General features: G+C 46.4%; 22 protein-coding genes. 10 read left to right on the top strand and 12 right to left on the bottom strand.

Annotated elements, in window-relative coordinates:
• Nucleotides 1-125 precede the first annotated feature (125 nt).
• Complete coding sequence (vesA, locus tag VOA_RS05945) at nucleotides 126-1,121, top strand: GlyGly-anchored extracellular serine protease VesA (protein ID WP_001233635.1); 996 nt, start codon at nucleotides 126-128, stop codon at nucleotides 1,119-1,121.
• A 92-nt stretch (nucleotides 1,122-1,213) separates the two neighbouring features.
• The gene (locus VOA_RS05950) at nucleotides 1,214-3,178 is read left to right on the top strand and encodes an LTA synthase family protein (RefSeq protein WP_001037564.1); all 1,965 of its coding nucleotides are present in this window, start codon (nucleotides 1,214-1,216) and stop codon (nucleotides 3,176-3,178) included.
• A 98-nt stretch (nucleotides 3,179-3,276) separates the two neighbouring features.
• Here the strand turns inward: VOA_RS05950 and VOA_RS05955 are convergent, their stop codons facing one another.
• Complete coding sequence (locus tag VOA_RS05955; RefSeq protein ID WP_000671600.1) at nucleotides 3,277-4,581, bottom strand: inosine/guanosine kinase; 1,305 nt, start codon at nucleotides 4,579-4,581, stop codon at nucleotides 3,277-3,279.
• A gap of 115 nt (nucleotides 4,582-4,696) precedes the next feature.
• Nucleotides 4,697-5,179 (bottom strand): CreA family protein, encoded by a 483-nt coding sequence (locus VOA_RS05960; RefSeq protein WP_000933926.1) that lies wholly within the window; start codon nucleotides 5,177-5,179, stop codon nucleotides 4,697-4,699.
• A 206-nt stretch (nucleotides 5,180-5,385) separates the two neighbouring features.
• On the opposite strand from VOA_RS05960, the gene VOA_RS05965 reads away from it, so the two are divergent.
• Together VOA_RS05965 and VOA_RS05970 are read left to right on the top strand one after the other, a co-directional pair.
• The gene (locus VOA_RS05965; RefSeq protein ID WP_000581917.1) at nucleotides 5,386-5,892 is read left to right on the top strand and encodes a hypothetical protein; all 507 of its coding nucleotides are present in this window, start codon (nucleotides 5,386-5,388) and stop codon (nucleotides 5,890-5,892) included.
• Nucleotides 5,893-6,029: 137 nt separating this feature from the next.
• Nucleotides 6,030-6,710: an HAD family hydrolase gene (locus VOA_RS05970; protein ID WP_000138675.1), complete on the top strand. Its 681-nt coding sequence runs from the start codon at nucleotides 6,030-6,032 to the stop codon at nucleotides 6,708-6,710.
• A gap of 301 nt (nucleotides 6,711-7,011) precedes the next feature.
• Here the strand turns inward: VOA_RS05970 and VOA_RS0118445 are convergent, their stop codons facing one another.
• A complete protein-coding gene (locus VOA_RS0118445) occupies nucleotides 7,012-7,218 on the bottom strand; it encodes a transcription initiation factor TFIIIB (RefSeq protein ID WP_032468323.1) in 207 nt (68 codons plus the stop codon).
• A 288-nt stretch (nucleotides 7,219-7,506) separates the two neighbouring features.
• On the opposite strand from VOA_RS0118445, the gene cutA reads away from it, so the two are divergent.
• Nucleotides 7,507-7,827, top strand: a complete 321-nt coding sequence (gene cutA, locus VOA_RS05975; RefSeq protein WP_001015093.1) for a divalent-cation tolerance protein CutA — start codon at nucleotides 7,507-7,509, stop codon at nucleotides 7,825-7,827.
• On the opposite strand, the gene VOA_RS05980 is transcribed toward cutA, so the two are convergent.
• Nucleotides 7,824-8,411, bottom strand: a complete 588-nt coding sequence (locus tag VOA_RS05980; RefSeq protein WP_001131382.1) for a DUF2238 domain-containing protein — start codon at nucleotides 8,409-8,411, stop codon at nucleotides 7,824-7,826. The two genes, cutA and VOA_RS05980, sit on opposite strands and share 4 nt — an antisense overlap.
• Nucleotides 8,412-8,647: 236 nt before the next feature.
• Between VOA_RS05980 and VOA_RS05985 the strand changes: the two genes are divergently transcribed.
• Complete coding sequence (locus VOA_RS05985) at nucleotides 8,648-9,271, top strand: DNA-J related domain-containing protein (protein ID WP_001284004.1); 624 nt, start codon at nucleotides 8,648-8,650, stop codon at nucleotides 9,269-9,271.
• Between the two features lie 96 nt (nucleotides 9,272-9,367).
• On the opposite strand, the gene VOA_RS05990 is transcribed toward VOA_RS05985, so the two are convergent.
• From VOA_RS05990 to tesA, 4 genes are all read right to left on the bottom strand, one after another.
• Nucleotides 9,368-11,017: an ABC-ATPase domain-containing protein gene (locus tag VOA_RS05990; protein ID WP_000375445.1), complete on the bottom strand. Its 1,650-nt coding sequence runs from the start codon at nucleotides 11,015-11,017 to the stop codon at nucleotides 9,368-9,370.
• 113 nt (nucleotides 11,018-11,130) lie between these two features.
• Nucleotides 11,131-13,029 (bottom strand): sensor domain-containing phosphodiesterase, encoded by a 1,899-nt coding sequence (locus VOA_RS05995; RefSeq protein ID WP_000035275.1) that lies wholly within the window; start codon nucleotides 13,027-13,029, stop codon nucleotides 11,131-11,133.
• 335 nt (nucleotides 13,030-13,364) lie between these two features.
• Nucleotides 13,365-14,558 carry an enoyl-ACP reductase FabV gene (gene fabV, locus VOA_RS06000; protein ID WP_000547718.1) on the bottom strand — a complete coding sequence of 398 codons (1,194 nt, stop codon included), beginning with the start codon at nucleotides 14,556-14,558 and terminating at the stop codon, nucleotides 13,365-13,367.
• Nucleotides 14,559-14,646: 88 nt separating this feature from the next.
• Nucleotides 14,647-15,246: a multifunctional acyl-CoA thioesterase I/protease I/lysophospholipase L1 gene (gene tesA, locus VOA_RS06005; RefSeq protein WP_000198419.1), complete on the bottom strand. Its 600-nt coding sequence runs from the start codon at nucleotides 15,244-15,246 to the stop codon at nucleotides 14,647-14,649.
• Between tesA and VOA_RS06010 the strand changes: the two genes are divergently transcribed.
• The 3 genes from VOA_RS06010 (at nucleotide 15,245) to VOA_RS06020 (ending at nucleotide 20,352) form a co-directional block, all read left to right on the top strand.
• Nucleotides 15,245-15,922: an ABC transporter ATP-binding protein gene (locus VOA_RS06010; RefSeq protein ID WP_001194961.1), complete on the top strand. Its 678-nt coding sequence runs from the start codon at nucleotides 15,245-15,247 to the stop codon at nucleotides 15,920-15,922. The two genes, tesA and VOA_RS06010, sit on opposite strands and share 2 nt — an antisense overlap.
• The gene (locus VOA_RS06015) at nucleotides 15,919-18,366 is read left to right on the top strand and encodes an ABC transporter permease (protein WP_000126128.1); all 2,448 of its coding nucleotides are present in this window, start codon (nucleotides 15,919-15,921) and stop codon (nucleotides 18,364-18,366) included. The genes VOA_RS06010 and VOA_RS06015 overlap by 4 nt, the downstream gene beginning before the upstream one ends.
• A 558-nt stretch (nucleotides 18,367-18,924) precedes the next feature.
• A complete protein-coding gene (locus VOA_RS06020; RefSeq protein ID WP_000175422.1) occupies nucleotides 18,925-20,352 on the top strand; it encodes an FAD-dependent oxidoreductase in 1,428 nt (475 codons plus the stop codon).
• 33 nt (nucleotides 20,353-20,385) lie between these two features.
• On the opposite strand, the gene VOA_RS06025 is transcribed toward VOA_RS06020, so the two are convergent.
• Genes VOA_RS06025 through VOA_RS06035 form a run of 3 tightly spaced genes read right to left on the bottom strand, consistent with a single transcriptional unit; the run spans nucleotide 20,386 to nucleotide 22,773 of the window.
• Nucleotides 20,386-21,315 (bottom strand): biotin-dependent carboxyltransferase family protein, encoded by a 930-nt coding sequence (locus VOA_RS06025; protein ID WP_001161813.1) that lies wholly within the window; start codon nucleotides 21,313-21,315, stop codon nucleotides 20,386-20,388.
• Nucleotides 21,316-21,324: 9 nt separating this feature from the next.
• Nucleotides 21,325-22,029 carry a 5-oxoprolinase subunit PxpB gene (gene pxpB / locus VOA_RS06030; RefSeq protein ID WP_000026753.1) on the bottom strand — a complete coding sequence of 235 codons (705 nt, stop codon included), beginning with the start codon at nucleotides 22,027-22,029 and terminating at the stop codon, nucleotides 21,325-21,327.
• A gap of 3 nt (nucleotides 22,030-22,032) precedes the next feature.
• On the bottom strand, nucleotides 22,033-22,773 hold the full coding sequence (locus VOA_RS06035) for a 5-oxoprolinase subunit PxpA (protein WP_032468322.1): 741 nt from the start codon (nucleotides 22,771-22,773) through the stop codon (nucleotides 22,033-22,035).
• Nucleotides 22,774-23,044: 271 nt separating this feature from the next.
• Here VOA_RS06035 and galE point away from each other — a divergent pair, with 271 nt between their 5' ends.
• Complete coding sequence (gene galE, locus VOA_RS06040) at nucleotides 23,045-24,061, top strand: UDP-glucose 4-epimerase GalE (RefSeq protein WP_000866941.1); 1,017 nt, start codon at nucleotides 23,045-23,047, stop codon at nucleotides 24,059-24,061.
• 102 nt (nucleotides 24,062-24,163) lie between these two features.
• Here galE and VOA_RS06045 read toward each other — a convergent pair whose 3' ends face one another.
• A complete protein-coding gene (locus VOA_RS06045) occupies nucleotides 24,164-25,366 on the bottom strand; it encodes an aromatic amino acid transport family protein (protein ID WP_000079229.1) in 1,203 nt (400 codons plus the stop codon).
• Between the last annotated feature and the right edge of the window lie 246 nt (nucleotides 25,367-25,612).

Raw genomic sequence — 25,612 nt, 5'->3', positions numbered from 1 at the left:
ATTGATAAACCCGCAGGTAAAACTGTGGGTTTTTTGTTATCTGCATCGCATACATTCGTTTCATTGCTACACTTTAAGCGGGTGATAAATAAGCAGAACAACCAATTCAACCGATGAGGTGATGCATGCGCAAATGGCTATGGATATTTTTACTGCTGACCACTAAGGTTTCTGCGGTTGAAATTGCCCCTTATATCGTCAATGGCACGAGTGCGAATGTGGCGAATTACCCTTCTTTTGCTAGCTTGGCGATTTATATCTCTCCTTATCAATATAGCTCTAGAACCTACTGTGGTGCGACGGTGCTTAACTCACGCTACATCCTCACCGCGGCACACTGCATTTATGGTGATAGTTATGCCATGCTCTACACGGTCGCCATCCCCCAGTTACAAGATGAAAATGATTACCCGAATGGCAACATTCAGTTTGCGCGTGGTGCAGAGTTTTATTATCCAGACAACTATGTGAATTCCTCTTCCGTTTATTGGCCGAATGATATTGCGATCATTAAATTAGAAAGTGACCTTAACGTGAGTAATTTTGTCGGGGTGCTCAACAGTACGATCAATGGCAACTATGACGTCAATGGTGTTTATAAAGCGGTGGGTCATGGCAATGTGTATAGCAACGTAGCGGGTGGAACTCAATTATTAGAAACCACGCTAACGTTTGTTCCTTTTTCGACGTGCTCGGCCTATTACGGTGCCAATTTAGGTTCAGGACATATCTGCTTTTCGGGGCCGCAGAGTGGTTTGTATCAAAACTCAACTTGTTCGGGTGATTCAGGAGGGCCAGTCTACTTCGATAATGGCTCAGGCTATGTACAAATTGGGATCACCAGTTTTGGCCCTTCAGTTTGTGGTGATGCCTCTCAGCCTGTTACCTCGGTATTCACCGAAGTTTCAGATTATTACAGTTGGATTCTGCGGGTGATGAACGGGCTAGAGAGCCCAAAGTATTACGTTACAGAGAGTAACGGAGTGCGTACATTGATCCCAGGGGGAACTACGGCGACCACAGTGAGTGAAAGCTCCGCGAGTGGCGGCGCAGCTTCTTTGTTTTTAGTTTTCTTGTTGGGGGGGCTGAGCATTATTCGGCGCAACAAGCTGAATATTTGAGTTTTATGTTCAAGGGTGGTTTGATTTTAGGTGTGAATCTGACATTATCGCAGTTCATTCTTTCAATCTATAAACGATCCTAGGTAACAACGTTGAATAAACTAAAACGATTCTTTGGCCCTCTTTATCCTGTTGTTTGCGCTCTGCTTGCTTTGTTAGCCATTTTTACACTATCTCGTTTAGGGTTAGCGATTTGGCATTTTGACCGCGTGACGGATGCAGAAGGTTGGGTACGCATTTTTGCCAGTGGTTTACGGGTGGACTTTGCGTCAATCTGCTATTTGTTCATTTTACCTGCATTTTTGACTAGCTTGATTTCTGGTGAGCATTGGTTAGGCCGCATTTGGAATTGGATTCTGCGACTCTGGATCACCGCAGGCTTGTGGATCGTTGTGTACATGGAAGTGGCTACTCCTCCTTTTATTATTGAGTACGATCTGCGACCTAACCGCTTGTTTGTGGAATACCTCATCTATCCGAAAGAAGTCTTTGGTATGCTGTGGTCTGGCTATAAATTGGAGCTATTTATCGGTCTAGTCGTGAGTGTACTGACGGTTGTGCTCGGCTGGCGATGGAGTAAAACACTCGTTTCCAACTTGAGTTACCCTAAGTGGTATTGGCGCCCAGTGATTGCTGTACTTGTTGTGGCAATTGGTGTTTTAGGCGCTCGTTCTTCTTTAGGGCATCGTCCTATGAACCCTGCAATGGTCTCTTTTTCTAGCGATCCTTTGATGAACGATCTTGCGCTCAACTCCTCATATTCAGTTATTTTCGCAGCCAAGCAAATGGGCTCAGAGGCCAACGCGTTTGAATTTTATCCGAAAATGGATAAACAACTCGTGATCGATCAAGTTCGTGCTTCGATGACTGTCGCTCCGGAAGATTTTATTAGTGATGACAAACCGTCTTTGGCCAATCATGTCGCGACTTACCAAGGTGCACCTAAAAACATCGTCATTTTGTTGATGGAAAGCCACGGTGCGCGTTATGTGAAAAGCCTCGGAGGTATTGATGTTTCTCCAAACATGGACAAGTTGATTAACGAAGGCTGGGCATTTACTCGTATGTACGCCACGGGTACTCGCTCTGTGCGTGGTATTGAAGCGGTAACCACAGGATTCTCACCAACGCCTGCTCGCTCTGTAGTGAAGCTAGGTAAAAGCCAGAATAACTTCTTCTCAATTGCAGGTTTGCTGAAAACTCAGCAGTACCACACGCAATTCATTTATGGTGGCGAGAGCCATTTTGACAATATGAAGAGTTTCTTCCTCGGCAATGGCTTTGTGGATATGCAAGACCTGCCTACTTTTTCAAATCCGAAGTTTGTCGGTTCATGGGGAGCGTCTGATGAAGATCTGTTCAATAAAGCAGATGAGCAGTTCACGCAAATGGCAAAAGAAGGTAAACCTTTCTTTAGTTTGGTGTTTACCTCGTCTAACCATAGCCCATTTGAATACCCAGATGGTGTGATTACTCAATACAATGAACCGAAACAGACGGTAGAAAATGCAGTGAAATATGCTGACTACGCGTTGGGGCAATTTGTTGAAAAGGCCAAGAAATCCCCTTATTGGGACAATACTGTGTTTGTTGTCGTTGCAGACCATGATGCGCGAACACAAGGTACCAATCCAATCCCTGTGGAATATTTCCATATTCCAGCGGTTATTTTTGGTGGTGGCATTGAGGCACGTAAAGATGACCGCTTACTCAGCCAGTTGGATTTAGCTCCAACGCTACTCTCCTTAGCCGGTATTAGTAGTCAAAACCCGATGATTGGCTTTGATTTAACCCAAGACGTTCCGGTTGAAAAGCAACGCGCGATGATGCAACGTGACAAAAACTTTGGTTGGTTAACACCAGATAACCAAGTCATCGTATTGCAACCAGGACAAGATATCACGACCTATCAATATGATTCAGTGACACATAAAATGACACCGCTTCAGCTTGATGAATCGATCGTGACTCGCGCGCATGCTAATGCGATGTGGGGTAGTCTGGCATTCAAAGAGAATTACTACACCGCACAAAAAAGTTATGAAGTGGAAAAATAAGCCATTTCATTAATTGGAAAATAAAGAAGGCGACCATTGGTCGCCTTCTTTATTACTTTAGAGTCACTAACAGGAGCGTTGTTTTCACCATATAGTGATTAACGATCCCAGTACGCTTCTTCCAAACTATCTTCGCGTTCAGGTAGCGACCGTGACAGACGTGGAGAATGCTGAGTCAGCACTTCATAGCTCACGCGGTTTGCGTATTTGCACACTTGAGAGAGCGAGGAATAGGTCAAATATGGCTGATCATGCTTGGCAGAATTCGGCACATTACGTTGGTGATACGCGTTTGCCGCCATGTCGTGCAGTAATGCAGAAAGTGCGCCATCGCCAGCACCATTAGTGTTCTTAATCTCCAATGGGCCGCCTAAGTATGGGCCGATATGAGAGTAAACTTTCAGCGGGTTGCGGCAATCTTCTTTACGCATTGCGCGGCTGAATTCGTACTTATTAAACTCAGGAATATTACCCGGTAGCAATGGTAGCTCTGTTTCGCGCTTCGCTGATTCGTCAATATAACCTGCCATGTACAAACCCACTGGGCCAGCGGTGCATAGAACTAAGTCAACCCATTCCAGAGCTTTATCAGCGGCAAGCAGTGGATCTCGTTCACCCGTCAGCGCAGCGCCTTCTTCTTCATTCATCGCAACAACGGTAATATGCTCTTTCATGTAGTTTTGCCACCACTCGGCATTCCCTTCGATCACATATTTTGTGCCTAGAGTCAGCACCACGGGAATACCGTGTGCCTTTGCAATTTCAATGGCGCGTTGTACCGCTTGTGGCATAGGGTCTTCTGGCTTACCACGCATCAAATAAGATGAAACCACCAGAGCTGAAGCTTTTTCAAACACTTCTTCTGGGATGCTATCTGGGCGCAGCTTGTTCATGTGCCCTTCATTGATCGCGAAAGTACGCTCGCCATCTTCAGAAATCAGGGTATAACAACGACCAATTGGGCCATCCACGGTTTGCAGATGGTTGAGGTTCATGCGTGAAGAGGTTCGGCACAGGTAACGATAAGCGTATGAGCCGACTTCGATATTCTTTGACATTACACCTAGCAAAACCGATTTGCTGTCCGCCAAAACAGAATAGTTGTGCAATGTATTGCCAATGGTATCTCCCGGATATTGATGAGTGATCAAACCACGTTCAACCAATTCTTCGTAGAGTTCGTCCGCTTTACTCTCTTCCAGTACCAGCGAGTGGCCTTTGCTGAGATCATATCGAGCAAGGAAGTCGTCATCGACACGAGCTTCAATATCCACAATGGTCTGACCCACACCCACAATGGTTGGGCGGTGGAGCTTCGGAGTTTGCTGAATTTGGTTTACGAGTGGATCTCGGGCGTGAGTTGGAAAATAGTGCTTAGATTTGCGCTGGCCGGGAAACTTCATATTGAAAGTGTTGATTGAAAATTTTCGCGCATCATATCACAGTTATGAAAGATTACTTTCATTTTTATTACAGTCTGAGGTGATGTCAAATGCACCTCAGACTGTCGGTTTTTGCTTATTTCGCCTGTGTTTCTGGGAAAGCGTTATAAGCCTTCGTCCCCCATAAAGGAACGGTGGATAAGCTGTGTTTGAAGCTACCGGAGGTCTCTTTGGTAGAATAGGAGAGATACATCAGGGTTTGGTTTTTAGCATCAAAAATGCGGCGAATCTTCATTGATTTAAAGAAAATACTTTTAGATTTCTGAAACACGACTTCGCCCGATGCAGATTTATCAATTTGGGCGATCATCTCTGGCGTTATTTCACCAGTTTGGCGGCATGAAATCGAAGAATCGGAAGGATCGGCCAGACTTAAATCGGCTTCAATACTCGCGACATGACAAGTGACGCCAGTGACAATCGGATCATTCAAGTTGTTGATTTTTATATCTTTCAAAGTAAACATACCGAGGCTGACATCGCCGACTTCTGAGCGATCACAACCACTCAATACAAACGCGAAAGAAAGAAGCAAGGCAGTACGAATAGGATTGAGCATAATGACGTTCCGTTCAGTTTAAGTATCGCTATCATACTGATTTTCGAACGGCAGTGCAGCCTTCCGTCTCAATCGGAGCGAATTGGTTTACTGATTCCAACTTATAAAGGATTAAAGCTTGTCGCATGAGGGTTGGATGAGTATGCTGCCGTTACTGCAACGGATAGAAAATGAAGTTGCTTCACCAACCAAGAAGAAGTCCCGCTATGATTCACTCTCCCTCACCTGTGGTTGTTGCCAAAAATCACTGGTTATGTAGTCAGGTGGATGTCGAGTTCCCGACCGCCGAAAGTTTAGAAGGGCGCGATATTTATCAATCACTAAGCCAGCAAGCTGAAGTCACTTCTTTCCTACCACAGGCCTGTGATGAACAGTTGCTGCAAGAGATCTATTTGGTCGATTTCCATCGTTTAACAGTATGGTTTGCACTATTGCAAGCTACACGTAGCCAAGAAAAGCATCATCAAGAACGCTTAGTCGAATTCTTCACTCAGATTATTTACTCGCCGCCATGTCAGCTATTTCTTGGTTTCCATCTTGGTGAACCCGTTGCGGCCGGAATGGTGACGGAGTACGAGCAGAGCGTGCTGCTTTCGGACCTTGTCGTCAAAACCAACAGTTTGTTTGATAGTCGTGAAGCATTTGCCCATGCACTGTTTGCAAAATGGCAATCGATGACGAACAGTGGAGCACTCCCTTATATCGAGCTTTGACGATTATTTTCACTAGAAAAGAGTGATGCTAGTAGAAGTTATGCACACTCATGCATTGATTTCTACCATTCTGTTAACTCCATCCTTTTTAGTAGCACATTGAGATATACACTGCTATTAGGATGGAGGGATGAATAATGACTGAACCCAAAGTGAAATGCGTCATTTTTGACTGTGAAGGTACTTTAGTCGACAGCGAACGTTTGTGCTGCGAAGCCTTAGTGCAAGTGTTTGGTGAAATGGGGGCAGCTCTCACTTACCAACAAGTTTCGGAGCATTTCGCGGGAGGCAAAATTGCCGATATTTTAATGGCAACATGTCAACTTGCGCAGGTTACGGCGGATATCGATTTGCTTGAACAGCGTTACCGTGCAACGGTGACGGCGATGTTTAGTCGAAAATTGTCCCCAATGGGGGGGGCTCGCGCCTTGCTTCATTATCTGAAACGTAATCAAATTGAGTTTTGCGTTGTTTCAAATGCTCCTAGAGAAAAAATCACTACAACGTTGACTTTGGCGGGATTAGAGCATTATTTCAAAGGCAGGATTTTTTCGGCTTTTGATGCCAATAGCTGGAAGCCAGAACCCGATCTTATTCGCTATTGCGCCATGAATATGGGCTTTACACTGGATGAGTGTATTTATGTAGACGATACACCGAAAGGCGTTGAAGCCGGACTGAATGCCGGAGTGTTGACGTTTCAATTAAGCCCGTTAAATCCGCAAAATCGCAGCGACTCCACTCAAGTCATCGAGCTGACTAATCTGCTCCAATTAGCTGATTTCTTAGGTGCTCACCCTATGCGCCAATCAGCTTAGTCAATCGTGTTTCTTTCCTATTTAAGCGGTAGTGATGTTGGCTACGCTCGTATGTCCTAATCACATAGTGTCTTTATGCTGATTGGGAGTATGAGAGCCATACTAGGCTCTTACCAAAGGCTCTTACCAAAGGCTCTTACCAAAGGCGCTATCCAACGGCGGTATAAATTGGTTGCAGGCTAGGTGTTTCAGAGAATTTATAAATCACTTACTGTCTATCGGTGACTCAAAGTCGTTTGGGTATATCGCATTTACCATGGTAAATGCGATAAAGTGTGTGCTCACGAGGATCTCGATTGAATTACTGGCGTGTTTTGACTCCGAGGTGGACAAAACGGTTACTTAGGTTAGCTCGAGCAGCAAGCATTGGTTGAATGCTAGTGAGTGAGTTGGTATGGAAGCCACATTGACCACAGAAGAATTTTTCTTTATCAGCAGAAATGAAAAATTCGTCGTGTTGGCAAAGGGGGCAGCATTCGATGCTTTCTTCGATAATAGAGTTATTCATATTGAGTATTCTCAGCAGCAAAAAGAGTTTGTATTACGCTTTAACGTGTATGGATAACGCCAAGCTTCGATGTATTGTTATATTTGTATTTAGCATAAACATATTCCGTTAACTTGTTATTCAGCTTTATCATCTTTGTTCCAAAAATGAGATGCAATTCATATAAAGTACATGTAAAGCCTGCCATGGCTCATGTTCTTGGCGTGCCTTCTCGAAATTTTGGATTGAAATAACGAAAGTGAAAAGCTGGAGCATGACTGTATTGATTGCCAAGTGAAAAGGGCCTTTATGAATCACGATCATTGTGTAGTGTTGACAACCACAAACAATAAACAAAACGCAGAACAAATGATTCGGCATTTGCTTGAACACAAGCTTGCCGCTTGTGTTCAAATTTTACCGATTGAAAGCCACTATTTATGGGAGGGCAATTATTGCCAAGATAATGAGTTTCTTCTCGTGATAAAAACTCAAACGGCATGTTATTTCGCAGTGGAAAAGGCGATTGAGCAATTACATTGCTATGAAATCCCACAAATTATTCAACTGCCTATTACACAAGGTTTTGAACCCTATTTAGCTTGGTTAAAACAGACTACTACCGCTTAAGAATGAATACGTTGCCAAGCCAGCAAAGTGAGTGCGGTGAGCGCACCTAAGGTGTCACACAGCATATCTTTTTGCGCATCCCAGATGTCACCTTGTGAGCCCAAAAACGCAATACCTTCTTCCCCTCCAGCAAGGGCGGCATACCACCATTCAATAATTTCATAGCCCGCAGCAAGACTCATAATGCTAAATAGAGCAAAACCATAGGCAAGCCAAGGTTTGGTGTGATGTTTACGCAATAACCATTCTGCAATCGGGTAAGCGTATAGTCCAATCGAAAAATGTGCGACTCGGTCAAACTGGTTGCGTGTTGAACCGATCATTGAATTGAACCAATCAAAAGGCACTTCAGCGAAGGTGTATTTAGCGCCAATGGTATGCAAGCAGAGCCAGATAAACATAAGCATGTAGGCGGTCGTACTGAATGTGCTACGTAAAGAGAACCACCAAATGCTCCCTAACACTAAGATGGCTGGGATGATTTCTGCAAACCAAACTGCTCGGGAAGAGGGAGCGATAGCCGAAAAAACAAACACAAAACTGTAGAGCAAAGTTAATCCGATAAGGGGGCGTGATAAGGGCATGCTGTTTTACTCCGTCAATGGAATGTGGAGTATCCTGCCATCATTATGAACGTTGTTCAATTGTAATTTAGTGCATGAGTTAAAACGCCAGAATACTGGCTCTTTTAGTGTCAGAAAAATCGCTTGGAAGCCTTACGCTGATTGAGCTTCACACAAACCAAATTTACCATTTCACCGTAGTGACAAATGGGGTAGATTGGTCTTGAATTACTGTATTTCATCGGAATGGAAACTTTATGTCAGACAGCCATCAACTTGCGGCAACGTTTCAGACCTATATGGAAAATCCGCTGCTGTGGCCGATTTTTGAGGTGTTGAAACATCAGCCATCGGGCTGGAAAGTGCATACCTTGGCAGCTCATTTGAGTGAGCTAGGTATCATGCCTGTTTTGGATGCTCAACCAGAGAAGGATTTGTTTAAGCGCAATTTTTTGATCATGAATGCGCTTTACCAACTGCAAGAAACATTGCATCCAGAGAAGTGGTTACAAGTTGAGGCGATGAACATCATTTTAATGCCGATGATGCACAGTGAGTTTCATGACATCGACATCAATGATCCGCTACGAGATTACTACACCCAGTGGATGAATTATGAAGCCGATGAAGGTGAAGTGAAGCGTTTACTGAATGAGTTTTGGACACGTTATCGCCGCTCTGTTGGTAGCCATAACGGAAAAGATCTGAATCGAGCTCAGGCACTGAGATTATTTGAATTGACGGAAGAGGCTAGTGCGGTGGAGATCCGCAAAACATGGCGTAGGCTTGCTTTGCGTTGGCACCCCGATCGGGATAATGGTAATGCGGAGCGCTTTCGGATCTTATGTGAAGCTTGGAACGTGCTCAGGCAGGAGTTTTAGTTCAAGGTTTGAGGCAAGATTAGAAATAATAACGCGACCCATCGTTGGTCGCGTTATTGTTAGACGCTTTCGCTGTAAACCAACTACAGTTGGCGCTTAGGCTTTAAATTGCGCTTTACGCATACGGTTGAGTGCAGCCATCGTATCGATAATACGTGGTTTCGCCAGATCGCCATGGTTTGGCATAGATTCATGCCAGTTGTCCTCGATCATTTTACTCATTGCTTTAGCCGGATTATCCGTCCATCCCGGCAGTTGCGCGAGCTGGAACCATAGCCAACCCATAGCGTTAACTTCACTTGAGCTTTGGAGCTGCTCAAGTGCTGAAATATCGGTGAATTCTTTACCAAAACGCAGTGCATCCAAACCTTTGGCTGAAACACGGAACTTGCCGTCTAACAGTAGTTTTTGCAGTGTGACACAGTTAAGGGCGCGCGGTGTGAATGTGGCGAGTGGTGTTTCACACTCATTGCGGCGTTGTGTCGGATGCTGTGCAATGACTTCACGCGCTTTCTCAGTCACATCAAGCGGTTGATAATCATGCATTTGGATCACGGTATCCGCGACATCCAGATAATCGCCAGAGCCCCCCATGACCACCAGTGTGGAAACTCCCAAGTCATCACGCAATTGACCGATACGATCCACTAACGGTGTAATCGGTTCTTCCCCTTTGCTGACAAGGGCTTGCATACGCTCATCACGGATCATGAAGTTGGTCGCGGAGGTATCTTCATCGATCAGTAACGTGGTGACGCCCGCTTCAATCGATTCTTGCAACCAAGCCGATTGCGATGTTGAACCTGAAGCATCTTGAGTGCTGAAATCCGTTGTATCCTTACCCATAGGCAAGTGATTGATGTAGTTGGATAAGTTCAGGTTGTGTACGCAACGACCTTCTTCCGCACGGATTTTCATGGCTTTCAAATCCGTCACCATGCGCTCACGGCCATCACCAGGGATGTGGTTGTAAATTGAACGCTCTAGAGCTGTAAGCAGTGTTGATTTACCGTGGAAACCGCCACCGACAATCAAGGTGATCCCTTGTGGAATCCCCATACCTACCAACTCACCTTGGTTTGGTGTGGAGAGTCTTACTTCAAGGGATTGCGGCGCTTGGAATGGGACGGCATCTTTCATGGGCAGATCGCAGTTACCTGCTAAACGTGGCAGTACGCTACCGTTAGCTACAAAAGCGACCAAACCGAGGTCGTCAAGTTGTGCGCGCATTGCTTCTTGGTCTTCCACAATTTCGCAATGGTGCAGCAACGCGGCTTTATCCAGTTCGCGCTCCAGCGTGGCACGGCGGATGTATTTAGGCAGGTGGAAGGTCAGAATATTCAGTGCTTTTTTCGCAAGAATATCGCGCCCTTCTGCCGGCATACTCATGCGAAAACGCAGTTCGATGCCATCCTCGTTGAACAGTACAGAAGTGCTGTCGAGAACCGTTTGACCGCTGATCGCGATGGATAAGCTGTTGTCTTGTTTTGCGAACTCTGCAAATGCACGAGCGATAAAATCACGAGCCGCCATTTGGTAAGCAGGCGATTTCTCTCTTAGCCAATCTAAACCAGTCAACGACCAAGCGCGCGTAGCACGCAGGCGAGAGGCTGAAGCGTATGGATCAGACTGAATGTGGTCGATGAACAGAGTAAAGTCACCAAAGTCGTACTGACCTTTGATCTGCTGATAAGCACGATAGTTCTGCTTTTCGAGTTTTTTTAGTGTTGCAATTAGTCGATCCATCTCGATTATCGCTCATAGGGAAAGAAAAAGAGGAGCGCGATTATAGGTAGCGCCCACTGAAGAGTAAAGGAATGATAAGCGAATCACGGCGTTTACGACAACCGATTGAGAATTTATTCGGGCTTAGTGATCAAGTGTGCGTGGTGTATTAATTTTTGTTCAAACACTTCACTTGGCATAGGTTTACCATACAAAAAGCCTTGGCCGACATAACAGCCATGTTCCAAAATAAATTGTTCTTGCTGTACTGATTCTATCCCTTCTACTACCACGTTAAGTTTGAGCTTTTTGGCTACATGTAGCATGGAACGTACGATTTCTTGATCACTTTCGCAGTGTGCGATTTGCTCCAGAAAGCTTTTGTCGATTTTTATGCCATTAAAAGGAAATTTTTTCAGGTACTGAAACGAGGCATAACCAGTTCCAAAATCGTCAAGTGACAGTTTGACGCCAATCGAATGCAGTTGGTTGAGGATATTGCTTGCTGTCGGTTCATCGACAATCAGGCCACTCTCGGTGATTTCCAGTTCTAGCTGCTCGGCTGGGAATTGATAGAGTGTTAACAATTCACGAATTTGGTCGACAAAATGGCTATTTTTAAGCTGAACCGAAGAAACATTAATGGCGATGCGAAAGGATGGGCAAATAGATAACCATTCGCTGGCGGTCTTAATCGCATGGCGCAGTACAAAGTGGCCAACTTCAAAAATCAATCCATTTTGCTCTGCCATATGGATTAGCGTTTCATTAGAAAACTCGCCAAGTACAGGGTGTTTCCAACGCAGCAATGCCTCTGCACCAACCCAACGCTGTGTTTTAACACTGACTTTCGGCTGAAAGTAGAGTGAGAGATGGTTATTGCGCACGGCTTGTAACAGGTAATTTTCCATTTGGTTGCGGCGTGCATGGTTATCCGATAAGGCGGGGGAGTGGAAAAAAACTTTATAGCCAGAATCTTTACATGCCAGCATGCTACTCACGGCATGGCTCAGCAGTTGCTGTGGATCAAGCGTTTCACGGGAGAGAGCAACGCCTATGTAGGGGTTAAGGTGAACCTGAGTCTCTTCAACCTGAAACTGAGCTTGCCCAGCATGGATAAGCTTATGGCAAAGTTGATTGAGGTGCAGATCAAGCTGGCTGCTTTTCAATATGAGGGTGAGATTGGTGGATGTCGGGCGTGCAGTCATCAGTTCTGCTTCGGCAAAGGGGCCTACTCTTTCTCTTAACTGTTTTAAAACGTCATCCCAAAGGTGATAGCCGAGACGAGCTTGTAACTGACGTGCGTTGGCAAACCCGATATGTATGACTGCAAGTTCATCGTTTACATCTGGTTGAGCCAAGAATTGTTCTAACTGTAGCTCTAGGGCGCTACGATTTAGAAAGCCTGTTCCGACATCATGGCTACGCTGATATTCAATTTGTTGTTCTGCGGCGCGACGTTTATCGATTTCTTGATGGAGCGATTGGTTCAAGGAGGCAATACTGCGCATTTTGTTGTGAACCTTAAAATGGAGATCTTGGTTCATTTGCTGCAGTGCTTCACGTTGGTAAAGGGTTTGCAATTGTGCCTCTATTGACTCGCGTAAGGTGTGTAGAAGCCGCTGGTCAGTGGTGAGAAAATGGTGCTCCTCTCGATCGGTGGCACACAATGTTCCGAAAAGATCTCCATTTGGCCATTGTAATGGAACACCACAGTAAGCTCGCATGCCGTATTCCATGTCTGGGTTGTCTTTCCAAAGAGGATCGCGTTCAGCGTTGGTGACGATCAAGAGCTGGCGCGTATTAATGACCGTTTCACAGTATAAACCTTTGCCTAAGCGCTCAGTCATCCCGACTGGGTAAGGGTTATCGCTTCCTGTATTGCTGCACAAAACATCGATGTCTTGATGGCGAACACGCATGATCATTGTGGCTGGCACCTTGAGCATTTCTGCAAGTAAATTCAACATGTTTTGCCAACTTTCTAGCATCGTTGAAGGTATCGTCAGCGATTGTGGAAGGATTGGTGCCATTAATGAATCCTTGAGTTGAATCGGTAAAATACAGTGCATTTTGTCATTAGAAATAGGGCGTTGTTGCTTATCGATAACCTGAACGATAGGAATACCTCAGTGAGTCTATCTGTGCTTACTTCTATGCTTAATTATTACGTCAATCGGTGAAGTAAAGGGGAACTATTTTCACTCTAAAGTGTAGTTCGCGATTGATTCACCAATGCAATTAGAGTGACTGAACTGATACTCTAGTGCCTTTTCAATGGTCAGTCACTCTAACAAAAGCTATTCAGAATGGCAGAACGAAATCGATTAGCTTAAAAGAATTCTCAAAATTAAAACAAAATACGGTATCAGTTTTTGTGGATAAATTTATGCATATCAACAGGTTGGTTATAGTCAATTTGTTCAAAATTAAAGCCATTCAGTTGCATAAACTCTTGCTTAAATCCGGAATAATCCCCCAATTGTTGGAAGTTGTCGGCATTCATTTGGCGTAAGCATTCGTTCACTTTCGTCTGTGTATCGGGATTCATTTCCCAATCATCCATGCGGATCAGACGCTCGCTATCAACAGGAATACGGGAGTGACCATACAACTTGTCGCAGAACAAACGTTGCATTTGCTCAATGCAGCCTTCATGAGTGCCTTTGCTTTTCATTACTTGATATAGAGCAATAAGGTAGGGGGTTAAACCGGGGATGAACACGCTGGCTTTGGTGACGAGGGCTTTACATACTACGGCATACGCACCGCCATCAAAATTAGCGAGCTTGAGGTTGAGTGAATGGCTAGTTTGATGAAGATCGATTTTGGCGCGCCCCAAGGTGCCATCTAGATAAATTGGATGTGTCACTTCTGGCCCCATGTAGGAAAAAGCAATGGTTTTGCAGCCTTCAGCGAGTGATTCTGCATTGATGAGTGTATCAATCCAGTTTTCCCAATCATCGCCGCCCATTACGCGTAGAGTTCCTTCGATTTCCTCTTCTGTAGCGGGCTCTAAAGTGGTGTCAGTCCAAGTATCGTTGTCTAACATGATGGATGCGCCGGAGACCGCTTCACCAATGGGTTTAATGGCAGAACGCCAATATTCGCCATCAGGCTTGCGGCGCATGCCGCTCGCGATGCTGTAGATCACTAAATCCACTTCACCTTCAAAATAAGTTTCAATTGCCTCAACCACTTGTTCACGCATTTCTGCAGAAAACACATCGCCTTCTAAGTTGACCGCAATACGGCCTTCTTGCTCTGCATATTGCTTAAAAAAAAGGTTGTTGTAGAAGCCAGCACTGCCAGTTTTAGTTTCGCTGGGTGCGCGTTCAAAAGAGACACCAATCGTGTCCGCCTTGGCACCACCGAAGGTAAGCGCAATTCGTGCAGCCAATCCAAAACCGGAGGAGGCCCCCAAAATTAGCACGCGCTTTGGTTCTGCTTTGATCGGATTGGTCTGCTTAACGTAGTGGATCTGCTGTAAAACGGCTTGCTCACAGCCATAAGGGTGGGCGCTGCGAGCAACAACACCTTGAATGAGTGGTTTGATGTGCATATGGTCACCTATTTGTAGGGAATAAGCCAAAAGTAACGTAAAGCTGAGTAAATTTTATTGAGCTAAACCAGTAAATAGGTGGATGGTGTTACAAATCATTGGCGATTTGTTCAGCAACAAAGTCGGCAATCCAAGGCTGAGCTTCTGCTTTGGGATGTAGCCCGTCACTCATCATCCATTCTGGTTTGAGGATCACTTGTTCAAGAAAGAATGGAATGAGTGGGATAGCGAATTGCTGTGCTAGATTTGGATACACTTGATAAAAAGCATCGCTATAGCGTTTGCCATAGTTAGGTGGTATACGGATCTGCATTAAAATTACAGCCGTATTCTGAGCTTGGATTTGCTCAATCATGGTCGCTAAGTTTGTGCTTACCGTTTTTGGAGGAAAGCCGCGTAAACCATCGTTTGCGCCCAGCTCAATCAGTACCGCATCTGGGGTATGTTGAGTCAGTAGCGAAGGCAGGCGAGCTAATCCGTTACCTGTGGTGTCGCCGGATATGCTGCCGTTAACAACGGATACTGTTTTGCCTTTTTCAGCCAGTGCGTCTGCCAGTAAACTGGGCCACGCTTGTTCGATGGGCATTTCGTATCCCGCGCTCAAACTATCGCCAAGGATCAACAGGGTTTTACTGCTCACCGTAGCGGAAAAAAGAAGAATAAACACAAAGGAAAGTCGTCGAGTCATGCAAACATCCATTATTTCAGCGCAGTCATTATCCAAGCTAGTCTCCACCAATCAGGAACATTTAACAATCCTCAAACAGGTGAATCTCTCGATTCAGGCGGGAGAAAGTGTAGCGATTGTTGGAGCATCTGGCGCCGGTAAATCCACCTTAATGACGCTACTGGCGGGGCTTGATACACCCAGTGAAGGCGAAGTTAATTTACTGGGTAAGCCATTATCAAAGCTTGATGATGAAGCGCGTGCAGCGCTGCGGAGTGAATCGGTCGGGTTTGTATTTCAAAGCTTTCTGCTGATCCCAAGCCTTTCGGCGTTGGAAAATGTGACCTTGCCCTGTTTGCTTAAAGGTGAGGCGGAAGATCTTGAACGTGCGCAAATGTTACTGAAATCGGTCGGGTTGGAACACCGTATACACCATTCTCCTGCGCAATTATCCGGTGGTGAGCAACAGCGTGTCGCGATTGCTCGCGCGTTTATGATTCGTCCGCAAGTGCTGTTCGCCGATGAGCCGACTGGAAACTTGGACCAAGAAACCGCCGCGAAAGTGATTGACCTGTTGTTTGAACTCAACCGTGAACATGGCACGACATTAGTCTTGGTGACCCATGATCCGAAACTGGCGCAGCGCTGCCAGCGCCGATTTTTCATGCAAGCGGGTGAGTTGGAGGAGCGAGTATGACGGCATTGCCCTCTGCGGCGCTGAATCGCCGTTTATTGCGCTGGAGTTTGAGTGAAATTCGTCACGGGCAGTTGTGGCCGGTTACAGTGGCGCTGACTTTGATTATCGCCTCCATTTTTGCATTAACGGCACTGGCACAACGTATGGAGCAAGTGATTGTTAAGCAAGGGCGCGATGCTTTAACTGCGGACACCGTGTTTGTCTCTGCCAACCCACTGCCGGAATCGCTATTAACTTTAACGGCTAAGCAAGCCACACCAACTTCGCAAATGACCCGTTTCGCCACGATGGCGTTCAGTGATCAAGGTATGCAGTTAGTGACGGTCAAAGCCGTAGATAGTGCTTACCCTCTGCGTGGCGAAATGCGTTTGAGTGATGGCCTACAGGTGTTGAATCACGTCAGTGCTAACCAACTGTGGCTAGAGTCGAGAGTGAAAGACCAGTTGGGTGTGAATATCGGTGACAATGTCACGATAGGGGATGCGGATTTTGTGGTGAGTGGTGAAGTGCTCGAAGAGCCTGGGCTAAGTTTTAACCCATTCCAACAAATGCCCTCGGTTTATATTCATGCTTCGGATATCGCCAAAACCGGGGCGATTCAACCCGGTAGTCGTGTGCAATTTAGCTTGTTTATTACCGGTGATGATTCGGTGATTAAGGCGATTAAACAAGAGATTAATTTAACACCGAGTGATCGCTGGCGTGATCAAGAGAGTGCGAGCCGCACCAATGAAGTGTTTGAGCGCACTCAACAATATCTCTCGTTGACGGTGGCGATTGTGATCTTGATGGCGGCGACTACTTTGGTGTTGACCTGTCAGCATTATGTTTCCACTCGAATGCACACCATCGCAATGCTCAAAAGTCTTGGCGCAAGTCGCCAGTGGTTACGCCGTTGGTTAGCGTTGCAAGTTTTTTTGCTGCTGGCGTTTGCGGTGGTGTTGGGCGGTATCATTGGTGTTGGGTTGGAGTCGCTGCTACGTTTGCCACTAAAAGATTTATTGCCAGATCCGCTCCCCAGTTACGGTTTACGTCCTCTGTGGATTGCACTTGCCAGTAGTTTATTGATTGCCGTTCCTGCTTTGGGCATTCCGCTTGGCCGCTTATTGTCGGTGAGTGCCGTGGCGGTGATGCAGCCAGTGCAACCTGAGCGGCGTTGGCAACGTAATCTGCTGCTGATGATGGTGCCTGTCGTACCCCTGCTACTGGTGTATTGGCAAAACCAACTGATTTGGATTGTGCTGATGGGGATTGTTGCCCTGTTTGTGGTGTTGGCTTTGGTGAGTGTGGTGGTCACTCGTTTATTCGCTAAGCTTCCGTTAAATCCACCGATGGCATTAGCATTAAGCCGAATTAATCGCTCTGGCACGGCTAGCGGTTTACAATTTGGCGCATTAGCGCTCTCTTTGATGCTGTTGGCGATCATCTGGTTAGTGCGTACCGATTTACTCTCAGATTGGCAACGTACGCTGCCCGAAAATGCGCCGAATGCATTCGCACTCAATATCAGCGAGTCGGAAAAAACCACATATCTGGCCGCATTAGACAATGCCCATATTGAACGCTCGGCAGCGTACCCGATTATGCGTGGCCGCTTAACCCATATTAATGGGCAAGAAGCCAAACACTATGCCCAGAATGGAGAAGAGAGTTCCGATGCGCTGCGCCGAGAGTTGAACTTAACGTGGGCTGAACAGCTACCCGATTACAACCCGATTTTGCAAGGTGAATGGCAAAGCCACAATGGCGTGTCAGTGGAGCAAGAAGTGGCGAGCGATCTTGGCCTCAAGCTGGGTGATACGCTCAGTTTCACGATAAATAGCCAAGTGGTGACCGCAAAAGTGAACACCATTCGTCAGGTGGAATGGCGGGAAATGAAGCCCAATTTTTACTTCATTTTTAGCCCCGATGTGGTGCAAAATCTGCCCGTGAGTTACTTGATTAGCTTTCGCGTTTTGCCCGAGCATGATGCATTGCTAAGTCAACTCTCGCGTCAACATCCCACGGTGAGCCTGATGGATATCCGCACTATGGGGGCAAAAATTCAAGCTTTGCTGACGCAGATAGTGTGGTCTGTGACTGTTCTGGCTGCGCTTGGAGTATTGGCGGGAGTTCTGTTGATTTTCACTTTACTGCGTTTAAGCCTCAGTCAACGTCAGCAGGAAATTCGTTTATACCGCACTTTAGGCGCGAGTCGCCGTCGAGTGGTACACACCATTTGGGCCGAATATGGGGTGATGGCATTGGTCGGCGGATTCGTGGCGAGTTTGAGTGCCGATCTGGTTGTTGCAGCTGTGATGAAATGGGGATTTAGCTTAAATCCCAGTTTGCATATGGTGTTGTGGTTGGCTTTACCCGCCCTGACTTTTTGCACACTTGCGGTGGTTGTGAGCAGTATGCTCAAACGGCTGTTAGCCCCCGTGAATAAAGCGTTCAGTGATTGAGATATTAGGTAAATGGGTTAGTTATCCACAAAATCAGTGGATAACTTCTGGGATAAGTAAAGAGGCTATTTCGGGGTGACTAAGTGCTAGCCCCGTAGTGGCCGAGGTTTGCGAGATTGGGTTATTCACAAAGTGATGAAAACTCAATAATGGCAAATTTGAGTCAAGCATTTTTTTATATTTTTTCGGCTTAAAACCGTCTTTGTTTAGCCCGAGTGCGTTTGATCAAAAATCCTTATGTTACAGGTTGTTTTTGTTTCTTCAGGACCTTTTCGGCAAGCGATTTGCAGTCACTCAATCGTCAATTTTTTATGGCATGGTAAAACTTGAAACGTCTTAGGGCATCAAGTGAAGGGATCAAGCATGAGGATTGCAAATGACCCTGAATGGCAAACCATCGACCATGTGCAGGACAAAATTTATACCCGCGATCTGTTTGGGCAGGACTGAGTGATCCGCAAAGGATAAGTCCGCGTAAAAAATGTGATTTTATTAACGTTTCATACCCTTTAGAATAGCAGCCACTTTTGTTCGCCTTGATGTAACTGTAGGTAAAATATGACATTGAGATCTCAAGATCCCCGAATTGCTATCATAGGTGGCGGTATTGCTGGTGCAACCGCGGCCGTTCACTTGGGGGAGCTTGGATTGAATGTACTGTTAATCGAAAAAAGTGCGGGGTTAGTCAGCGGACCACCGATTTGTCATTTGCATGCGGGGGGAAATCTCTATCGAGAAATCTCTGAGCAGCAGTGTATTGATTTGCTTGAACAATCAATTGAAACCGTTCGTCTTTATCCACACACCTTGAATGTGCGTCCAACCCTTATCACCATTCCAAAATCGGATCCTGGTGAACCTCAAGATATTTTGCCGCGACTGGCAACCATTCAAAATGCTTACCAGCAGAGGGTAGAGCAGGATCCGGCTAATAAAGTGTTGGGTGAAGTCGAAAACTATTACCGCCTTTATCAGCGTGAAGAGTTGGATCATCTCGCGCAAGCGGAGCAGCCTAACCCGCCACGCAGTGATGACGATTGGGTTATACCTTTTGCGCAAAACGCGGATTTGGATCAGCTCAAATACCCAGTGGTGCAAGAGTATGGTTGGAGCGTGTTTCGTCTCGCGGCGAGTGTGGATCTCACGCTTGCTGCACTGCCTAATTGTGAAGTGATGCTACGTACTGAGCTTGTTGATGCGCAGTATCAAGAGAACCAATGGCAGTTAACCTATCAGGATGCACAAGGTGAGCGCTATACACAGAACGTCGATTATCTGGTCAATGCGTGTGGCTTTGAAACCGGACAGGTGGACGATATGGCAAGCCACCCTAGACAGCGTTTGGTGGAGTTTAAAGCTGCGTATGTGACCCATTGGCCTGCGTGTCATCAATGGTGGCCGGAAGTGATCTTCCATGGGCCGCGTGGCAGTGAGAATGGCATGGCGCAGTTAACGCCTTATGCGGATGGCACGTTCCAGCTGCACGGTATGACAGAAGCGATCACTCTATTTTCTGATGGCCTAGTGGCCTCCAGTGCTGATTCTGCGCAGCCTCAATTACCGAGCTACCTACAGCATAAAATTGCACGCGGTTGGCCGATGGTCGCTCAACAAGAGCGAACTCTACGTGCTATTGAACACATGAGCCGGTTTGTACCTGCGTTTGGCCATGCAGAATACGCAGGAACGCCATTGTTTGGGGCGCAGCAAATTCCCGGTGATGATGTGACGTTGCGCGCGGCGGATGTCAGTTTTGAAGCGAATCACTACGCGAGATTAGAAGTCGTGAAGGGATCTTCTGCATTGCGTGCGGCTCGGCAGTTGGTGAAAGTGTGGCAACTGAGACCAACTCAAACAGCGTTTTCCATCGAAAACGAACATCCGCTGAGCATGACGTTAACGGCAGAACAGGTTGAACAGCATGCTATCACTCTAACCCAAGAGCGTGGTTACCCCACAGCACTAGCCAAAGTGTACGGGCTATAAAACGGTAATCAGAAAGGTTCAGTAACCTCAGACTCAGTAACCGAAAAAACGCGCCCATCGGCACCATACCGCTTGTAGTCCTGTGAGATCGCCAGCGACAAACTGTACGGAATGCCCCGGTTTAGCTTGTGCTAAACGGGGTAAATCAATTCTCGCCACACAACCGAATTTGGGATAGCCACCTATTGTTTGTCGATCATTAAGCAAAATGATCGGTTGTCCGTTGGGTGGAATTTGAATGGCGCCTAAGGCAATCCCTTCCGATAAAATAGGCTTTTCTGGCGGTGTCACGCTTTCACCTTGCAAACGGTAACCCATGCGATCGCTGTTTGGCGTCACCACAAACTTGCTGTGATAAAAGCACTCTATTGCCGATTGGGAAAACTGACTATGTTGGTAACTCTCAATGACTCTGAGCCGCAAAGGCAAGTTGTAATCAGGACGGAAGCGGAAGGTCATATGTGCGGGTTTTAAGGCGATTTGTAAGGAGTCAAAGGCCAACTCATCACCTTGCTGTAACGCTTGCCCTTGTTGGTGAAAACCGCCTAAACCTTGTCGAATATGAGTCGAGACTGAGCCAAGCTGCGGCGTTACCATAAAGCCACCTTGAACCGCGAGATAAGCGCGGAGTCCGTTACGTGGCAGACCAAAGCGCAGAATTTGCCCCTTCTGTGCATAAAAGCGGCTCCAATTCGGAATGGGAACACCATCAAGAGTCGCGTTGAGATCGCCACCTGTGATTGCGAGCTGCGCATCGCGCTGTAAACGAAATTCTGCAGGGCCTAAAGTGATCTCCAATGTTGCTTGATTGACTGGATTGCCAAGCAAATGGTTCGCCCAGCTGTAAGCGTATTCATCCAAGGGGCCGGATGGACTAATCCCCAAATGACTGAAGCCATAACGTCCCAAATCGTGAAGTAAGGTCATTGGCCCAGCCTTGAGCACCTTTAGCATCCCTTGCATCTTTCTTCCTTACTGAAAACGTTGTGGCTGAATGACGCCGCCTAACTGAACAAACTCTTCTCGTTCAATAGAACGAAATCGCACTTGAGAACCAATTTGCCACGGTGACATTGGTGTTTGGTTAGGGTTAAACAAATTCACCGGACAGTTACCGATAATATTCCAACCACCTGGTGAGGCGTTGGGGTAAATCGCGGTCTGATTCTCGGCAATGCCCACACTGCCTTTCGGTAGCATCAAACGCGGCGAGGTGCGTCTAGGTCGGTGTAGCGCTTCAGCCACTTCTGTCATAAAGGCAAAACCCGGTGCAAAACCAATCGCGCATACGGTGTAGGTCACAGAAGTATGTAACTGGATAACCTCTGAGAATGAAAGCCCTTGCTCGTGATAGCGGGTGAGATCGGGCCCCACATCGGGATGGTAGTAAACGGGCAACTCAATGATATTTGCATTGGTTTGATTCACCTGCCGAGGTTGGTTTAGCAGGGAAGTCAACTGAGCCATCAGATCGTTTTGTGCTAAACGATAGGGAAGGTAGTCAATCAGCAAAGTGGTGTAGGAAGGCGTGACATTCATCAGTCCATGCGCAAAACTCTGCATGATGTCACGAGCACATGCGCCGATATGAATCGCTAAAGTTGCATTGGCTGGATGTTGAAAGCGCACCAGTAAACTGCCTTCGGCAATCGGTTCAATCTGAAATGGAATGGACATGGTTTATTCATCTAACGCGGCACGAATTCGCGCGATCAAAGCAATCGAGTTTGGATTATCTCCGTGTACACATAAGGTATCGGCTTCAATCGGAATCACAAAACCATCTGAACTGGTGACTTTACCGTAGCGAGCAATTTGCCGCACTTGGCTCAAAATATCTTCATCAGTCGTAAGAACTGCATTGGGCTGCGAGCGTGGTGTCAGTTTCCCATTGGCGAGATAAGTACGATCAGCAAAGGCTTCAAACAGCAGCGGTACATCAAAGCGATCGGCAATATCGAGATAATCTTGGTTGTTGGCAGAGGCGAGTACCATCAAGGGCAAATTAAAACAGGAAACCGCATCGACCACCGCACGAAAGATACTGGGATCGCTCATCATGTCGTTATACAATGCACCATGAGGCTTCACGTAACTCAACTGACCATTTTTACTTTCACACAGCGCTTTCAGTGCCCCAACCTGATAAAGAATGATTTCACTGATTTCTTGTTCGCTCATTGCCAGCGAACGACGACCAAAACCTTGCAGATCTGGGTAACTAGGATGGGCTCCGATCATCACCTCATGCTCCAGCGCCAAATCTATTGTGCGGCTCATAACATGAGGATCCGAGGCGTGAAAACCGCAAGCAATGTTGGCCATGTCAATCCAAGGCATCACGTCTTCATCGGCTCCCATGGTCCAAATACCGAAGCTTTCACCCATATCGCAATTGAGTTGAATTGTCCGTTTGCTCACTGTTGTACATCCTTCTGTCAATTCTGTGCGTTAAGGTAGCGAAAAAGCGAGATGTCGTCAGCCGAATTTCACCGCTTAACGCTCATTTTTCTGTTGGGAATAAATGGTTTTTGTTAAATGCTCCGCAACGTTGCACGCAACTCTAGGGAAGATCTCAAATCTGAAGCGGTTTCTTCAGGTATAGTGCAGCCTGTTTATATATCTAGAGACATCAGTGCTTTGGCGAAGCGTAAAATGCCGTTACAATCGCCGAAAAATAAGGAGGCTAGGCATGAAAGTATTAGTGACAGGTGGCATGGGATATATCGGTAGTCACACCTGTATTCAGATGATCCAAGCGGGCATGACTCCAGTGATCCTCGATAATCTCTACAACAGCAAATCGACAGTGCTAGGACGTATTGAAAAAGTGGCCGGTGTTCGTCCGCTGTTTGTGCAAGGCGATATTCGTGATCAAGCCTTGTTGGTTGAGCTGATGAAGCAGCACCACATTGAAGCTGTGGTGCATTTTGCTGGCTTAAAAGCCGTGGGTGAATCAGTGCAAAAACCGCTTGAGTATTATGACAACAACGTCAACGGTACTTTAGTGCTGGTGGCCGCTATGCGTGAAGCGGGTGTCAAATCGCTGGTGTTCAGTTCATCAGCCACTGTGTATGGCGATCCGGCTTCGGTGCCAATTACGGAATCCTTCCCGACCAGTGCGACCAACCCATACGGCCGCAGCAAGTTGATGGTCGAAGAGTGTTTAACCGACTTCCAAAAAGCCAATCCTGATTGGAGCATTACGTTACTGCGTTACTTCAACCCAGTAGGCTCTCATCCATCAGGTGAGCTTGGCGAAGACCCGCAAGGTATCCCAAATAACCTGATGCCGTTTGTCTCGCAAGTGGCGGTAGGGCGTCGTGAGTTTCTGTCTGTGTTTGGAAATGATTATCCAACTAAAGATGGCACGGGTGTGCGTGACTATATTCATGTGATGGATCTGGCGGATGGTCATATTGCTGCACTAGAGAAAGTAGGTTCCCGAGCGGGTTTGCACATATACAACCTCGGTACGGGGAATGGCTACAGCGTGTTAGAAATGGTGAAAGCGTTTGAAGCGGCTTCTCGCTGCGAAGTGCCTTACCGTATTGTGGATCGCCGTCCGGGGGATATTGCTGAGTGTTGGGCAGATCCGAGCAAAGCTGCACAAGATCTTGGCTGGAAAGCCACCCGCACTCTCGATGAAATGACCCAAGATACTTGGCGTTGGCAGTCCAATAACCCACAAGGTTATCCGGAAGCGTAAGCACCCAGAATGTGCATTAGCATCATGGTTTGATACAACAACGCCCATCGAATTGATGGGCGTTGTTGTATTGGGTTACAGGTTGCGAGTGACGGGTTTTGCTTAGCCCAGTGCAGGTAGCACACCAAGCGTAATAAAGATTTGAGCACCAATGATCAAAAATCCAATCAATCCTGTCACCATGAGTGCGATATTGCCACCCATCACTTGGTAATGTTGGTTGGTGGCTTGAGTACGTACTTTCACTACCATCACCAAAGGTAAAAAGATGGCCAGAATCGCGAGGGCAATCGCCGCGTAACCCAGAGCCATAATGAAACCTTGTGGATAGAACAGCGCAAAGATCAGTGGTGGTAAAAAGGTGACGACAGAAGCCAGAGGGCGGTTCATTTTGCCTTGTTTGTTACGCAGCGAATCACCCATAAATTCAAACAAGCCTAAGCTTACGCCTAAAAAGGAAGTCAGCAGAGCCAGATCCGCGAATACGCCAATGATATTGCTTAGGTTGGATTGATGAACCGTGGTCGATAGCACACCGATCAGCGCGGTTAAACCCATGTTGTCGAGTAGGGCTGATTGGCTTACTACACCAAGAGTCACCAGTTGCCAGAAAATGTAGATCACGAGTGGAATCGCAGAACCAATGAGAATTGCTTTGCGCAGGGCAGGGGTATCGCCATCCAAGTAATTCACAATCGCAGGAATGCTACCGTGAAAACCAAACGACGTAAAAATAACCGGAATTGCCGCAACCACTAAACCTTGCTCAATCGGCATACTCAGCAGGTAAGAGTGAGAAACATTAGGAGCGAGGAAAAATAGCACTGCCACCATCGCAATCATTTTTCCTGCAAACAAAACGCGGTTTACGCGATCCACGGTGCCAGTACCAATGGTAACGACTAAGGCGACAATTAGGGTAAACAACAAAGTACCACTTGAACCTTCTACCGCAACGCCTGTGAAATCAGAAATGCGTTGGGTAAATTGCGCACCACCACCCGCAATGTAAGCCGCACAGAGTGAGTAAAACAGAAACAGCATGGCAAAAGTGGCTACCCATTTGCCTTTGTCACCTAAGATTTGCTTAGCAAGAGTATGCAAGGTGGCTTCTTTTTCTGCGTACTGGTGGATTTCCACCATCAACAGTGCGGTAAATGCCATCAGCATCCACAAGCCCAGCATAATGATTAATGATGTAGAGAAACCGATACCTGCGGAAGCCAGAGGCAGAGCTAGCATTCCTGCACCAATCGTGGTGCCCGCGATAATCAAAGTACTGCCTAAAAGCTTTGATTGTGCCATTTTGTAAACTCTTTTTTACGTTATGTGATGTTGTGTTTAGTGATTTGTGCGAAGTTTAATCAGTATTTAATCTTGTTTCGCTAGTTTTTGGCTATTCTGTAGAAGCTTTCCATTTGCGTCAATCAGTTTGTAAAAATTTAAATCCGATAGTGTAATTTAATATTTACACTTGTGGTGTGTGAGAGTTATGGCCGAAAGAAACCTTGGTAGTTCGCGATGAGTGTGGTAAACCTTAAAAGCGTTTTT

It is taken from the genome of Vibrio sp. RC586 (assembly GCF_000176715.1).
Classification (GTDB): Bacteria; Pseudomonadota; Gammaproteobacteria; order Enterobacterales; family Vibrionaceae; genus Vibrio.
Note: the sequence above shows the minus strand (reverse complement) of the source record. Positions and strands in the feature narration are given on the sequence as shown.

Bases quoted from the DNA above. Each gene is read 5' to 3' on its own strand.
- vesA (WP_001233635.1), top strand. From the start codon at position 126: ATGCGCAAATGGCTATGGATATTTTTACTGCTGACCACTAAGGTTTCT.
- VOA_RS05955 (WP_000671600.1), bottom strand. From the start codon at position 4,581: ATGAAGTTTCCCGGCCAGCGCAAATCTAAGCACTATTTTCCAACTCAC.
- VOA_RS05960 (WP_000933926.1), bottom strand. From the start codon at position 5,179: ATGCTCAATCCTATTCGTACTGCCTTGCTTCTTTCTTTCGCGTTTGTA.
- VOA_RS05965 (WP_000581917.1), top strand. From the start codon at position 5,386: ATGATTCACTCTCCCTCACCTGTGGTTGTTGCCAAAAATCACTGGTTA.
- VOA_RS05970 (WP_000138675.1), top strand. From the start codon at position 6,030: ATGACTGAACCCAAAGTGAAATGCGTCATTTTTGACTGTGAAGGTACT.
- VOA_RS0118445 (WP_032468323.1), bottom strand. From the start codon at position 7,218: ATGAATAACTCTATTATCGAAGAAAGCATCGAATGCTGCCCCCTTTGC.
- cutA (WP_001015093.1), top strand. From the start codon at position 7,507: ATGAATCACGATCATTGTGTAGTGTTGACAACCACAAACAATAAACAA.
- VOA_RS05980 (WP_001131382.1), bottom strand. From the start codon at position 8,411: ATGCCCTTATCACGCCCCCTTATCGGATTAACTTTGCTCTACAGTTTT.
- VOA_RS05985 (WP_001284004.1), top strand. From the start codon at position 8,648: ATGTCAGACAGCCATCAACTTGCGGCAACGTTTCAGACCTATATGGAA.
- VOA_RS05990 (WP_000375445.1), bottom strand. From the start codon at position 11,017: ATGGATCGACTAATTGCAACACTAAAAAAACTCGAAAAGCAGAACTAT.
- VOA_RS05995 (WP_000035275.1), bottom strand. From the start codon at position 13,029: ATGGCACCAATCCTTCCACAATCGCTGACGATACCTTCAACGATGCTA.
- fabV (WP_000547718.1), bottom strand. From the start codon at position 14,558: ATGCACATCAAACCACTCATTCAAGGTGTTGTTGCTCGCAGCGCCCAC.
- VOA_RS06010 (WP_001194961.1), top strand. From the start codon at position 15,245: ATGCAAACATCCATTATTTCAGCGCAGTCATTATCCAAGCTAGTCTCC.
- tesA (WP_000198419.1), bottom strand. From the start codon at position 15,246: ATGACTCGACGACTTTCCTTTGTGTTTATTCTTCTTTTTTCCGCTACG.
- VOA_RS06015 (WP_000126128.1), top strand. From the start codon at position 15,919: ATGACGGCATTGCCCTCTGCGGCGCTGAATCGCCGTTTATTGCGCTGG.
- VOA_RS06020 (WP_000175422.1), top strand. From the start codon at position 18,925: ATGACATTGAGATCTCAAGATCCCCGAATTGCTATCATAGGTGGCGGT.
- VOA_RS06025 (WP_001161813.1), bottom strand. From the start codon at position 21,315: ATGCAAGGGATGCTAAAGGTGCTCAAGGCTGGGCCAATGACCTTACTT.
- pxpB (WP_000026753.1), bottom strand. From the start codon at position 22,029: ATGTCCATTCCATTTCAGATTGAACCGATTGCCGAAGGCAGTTTACTG.
- galE (WP_000866941.1), top strand. From the start codon at position 23,045: ATGAAAGTATTAGTGACAGGTGGCATGGGATATATCGGTAGTCACACC.
- VOA_RS06045 (WP_000079229.1), bottom strand. From the start codon at position 25,366: ATGGCACAATCAAAGCTTTTAGGCAGTACTTTGATTATCGCGGGCACC.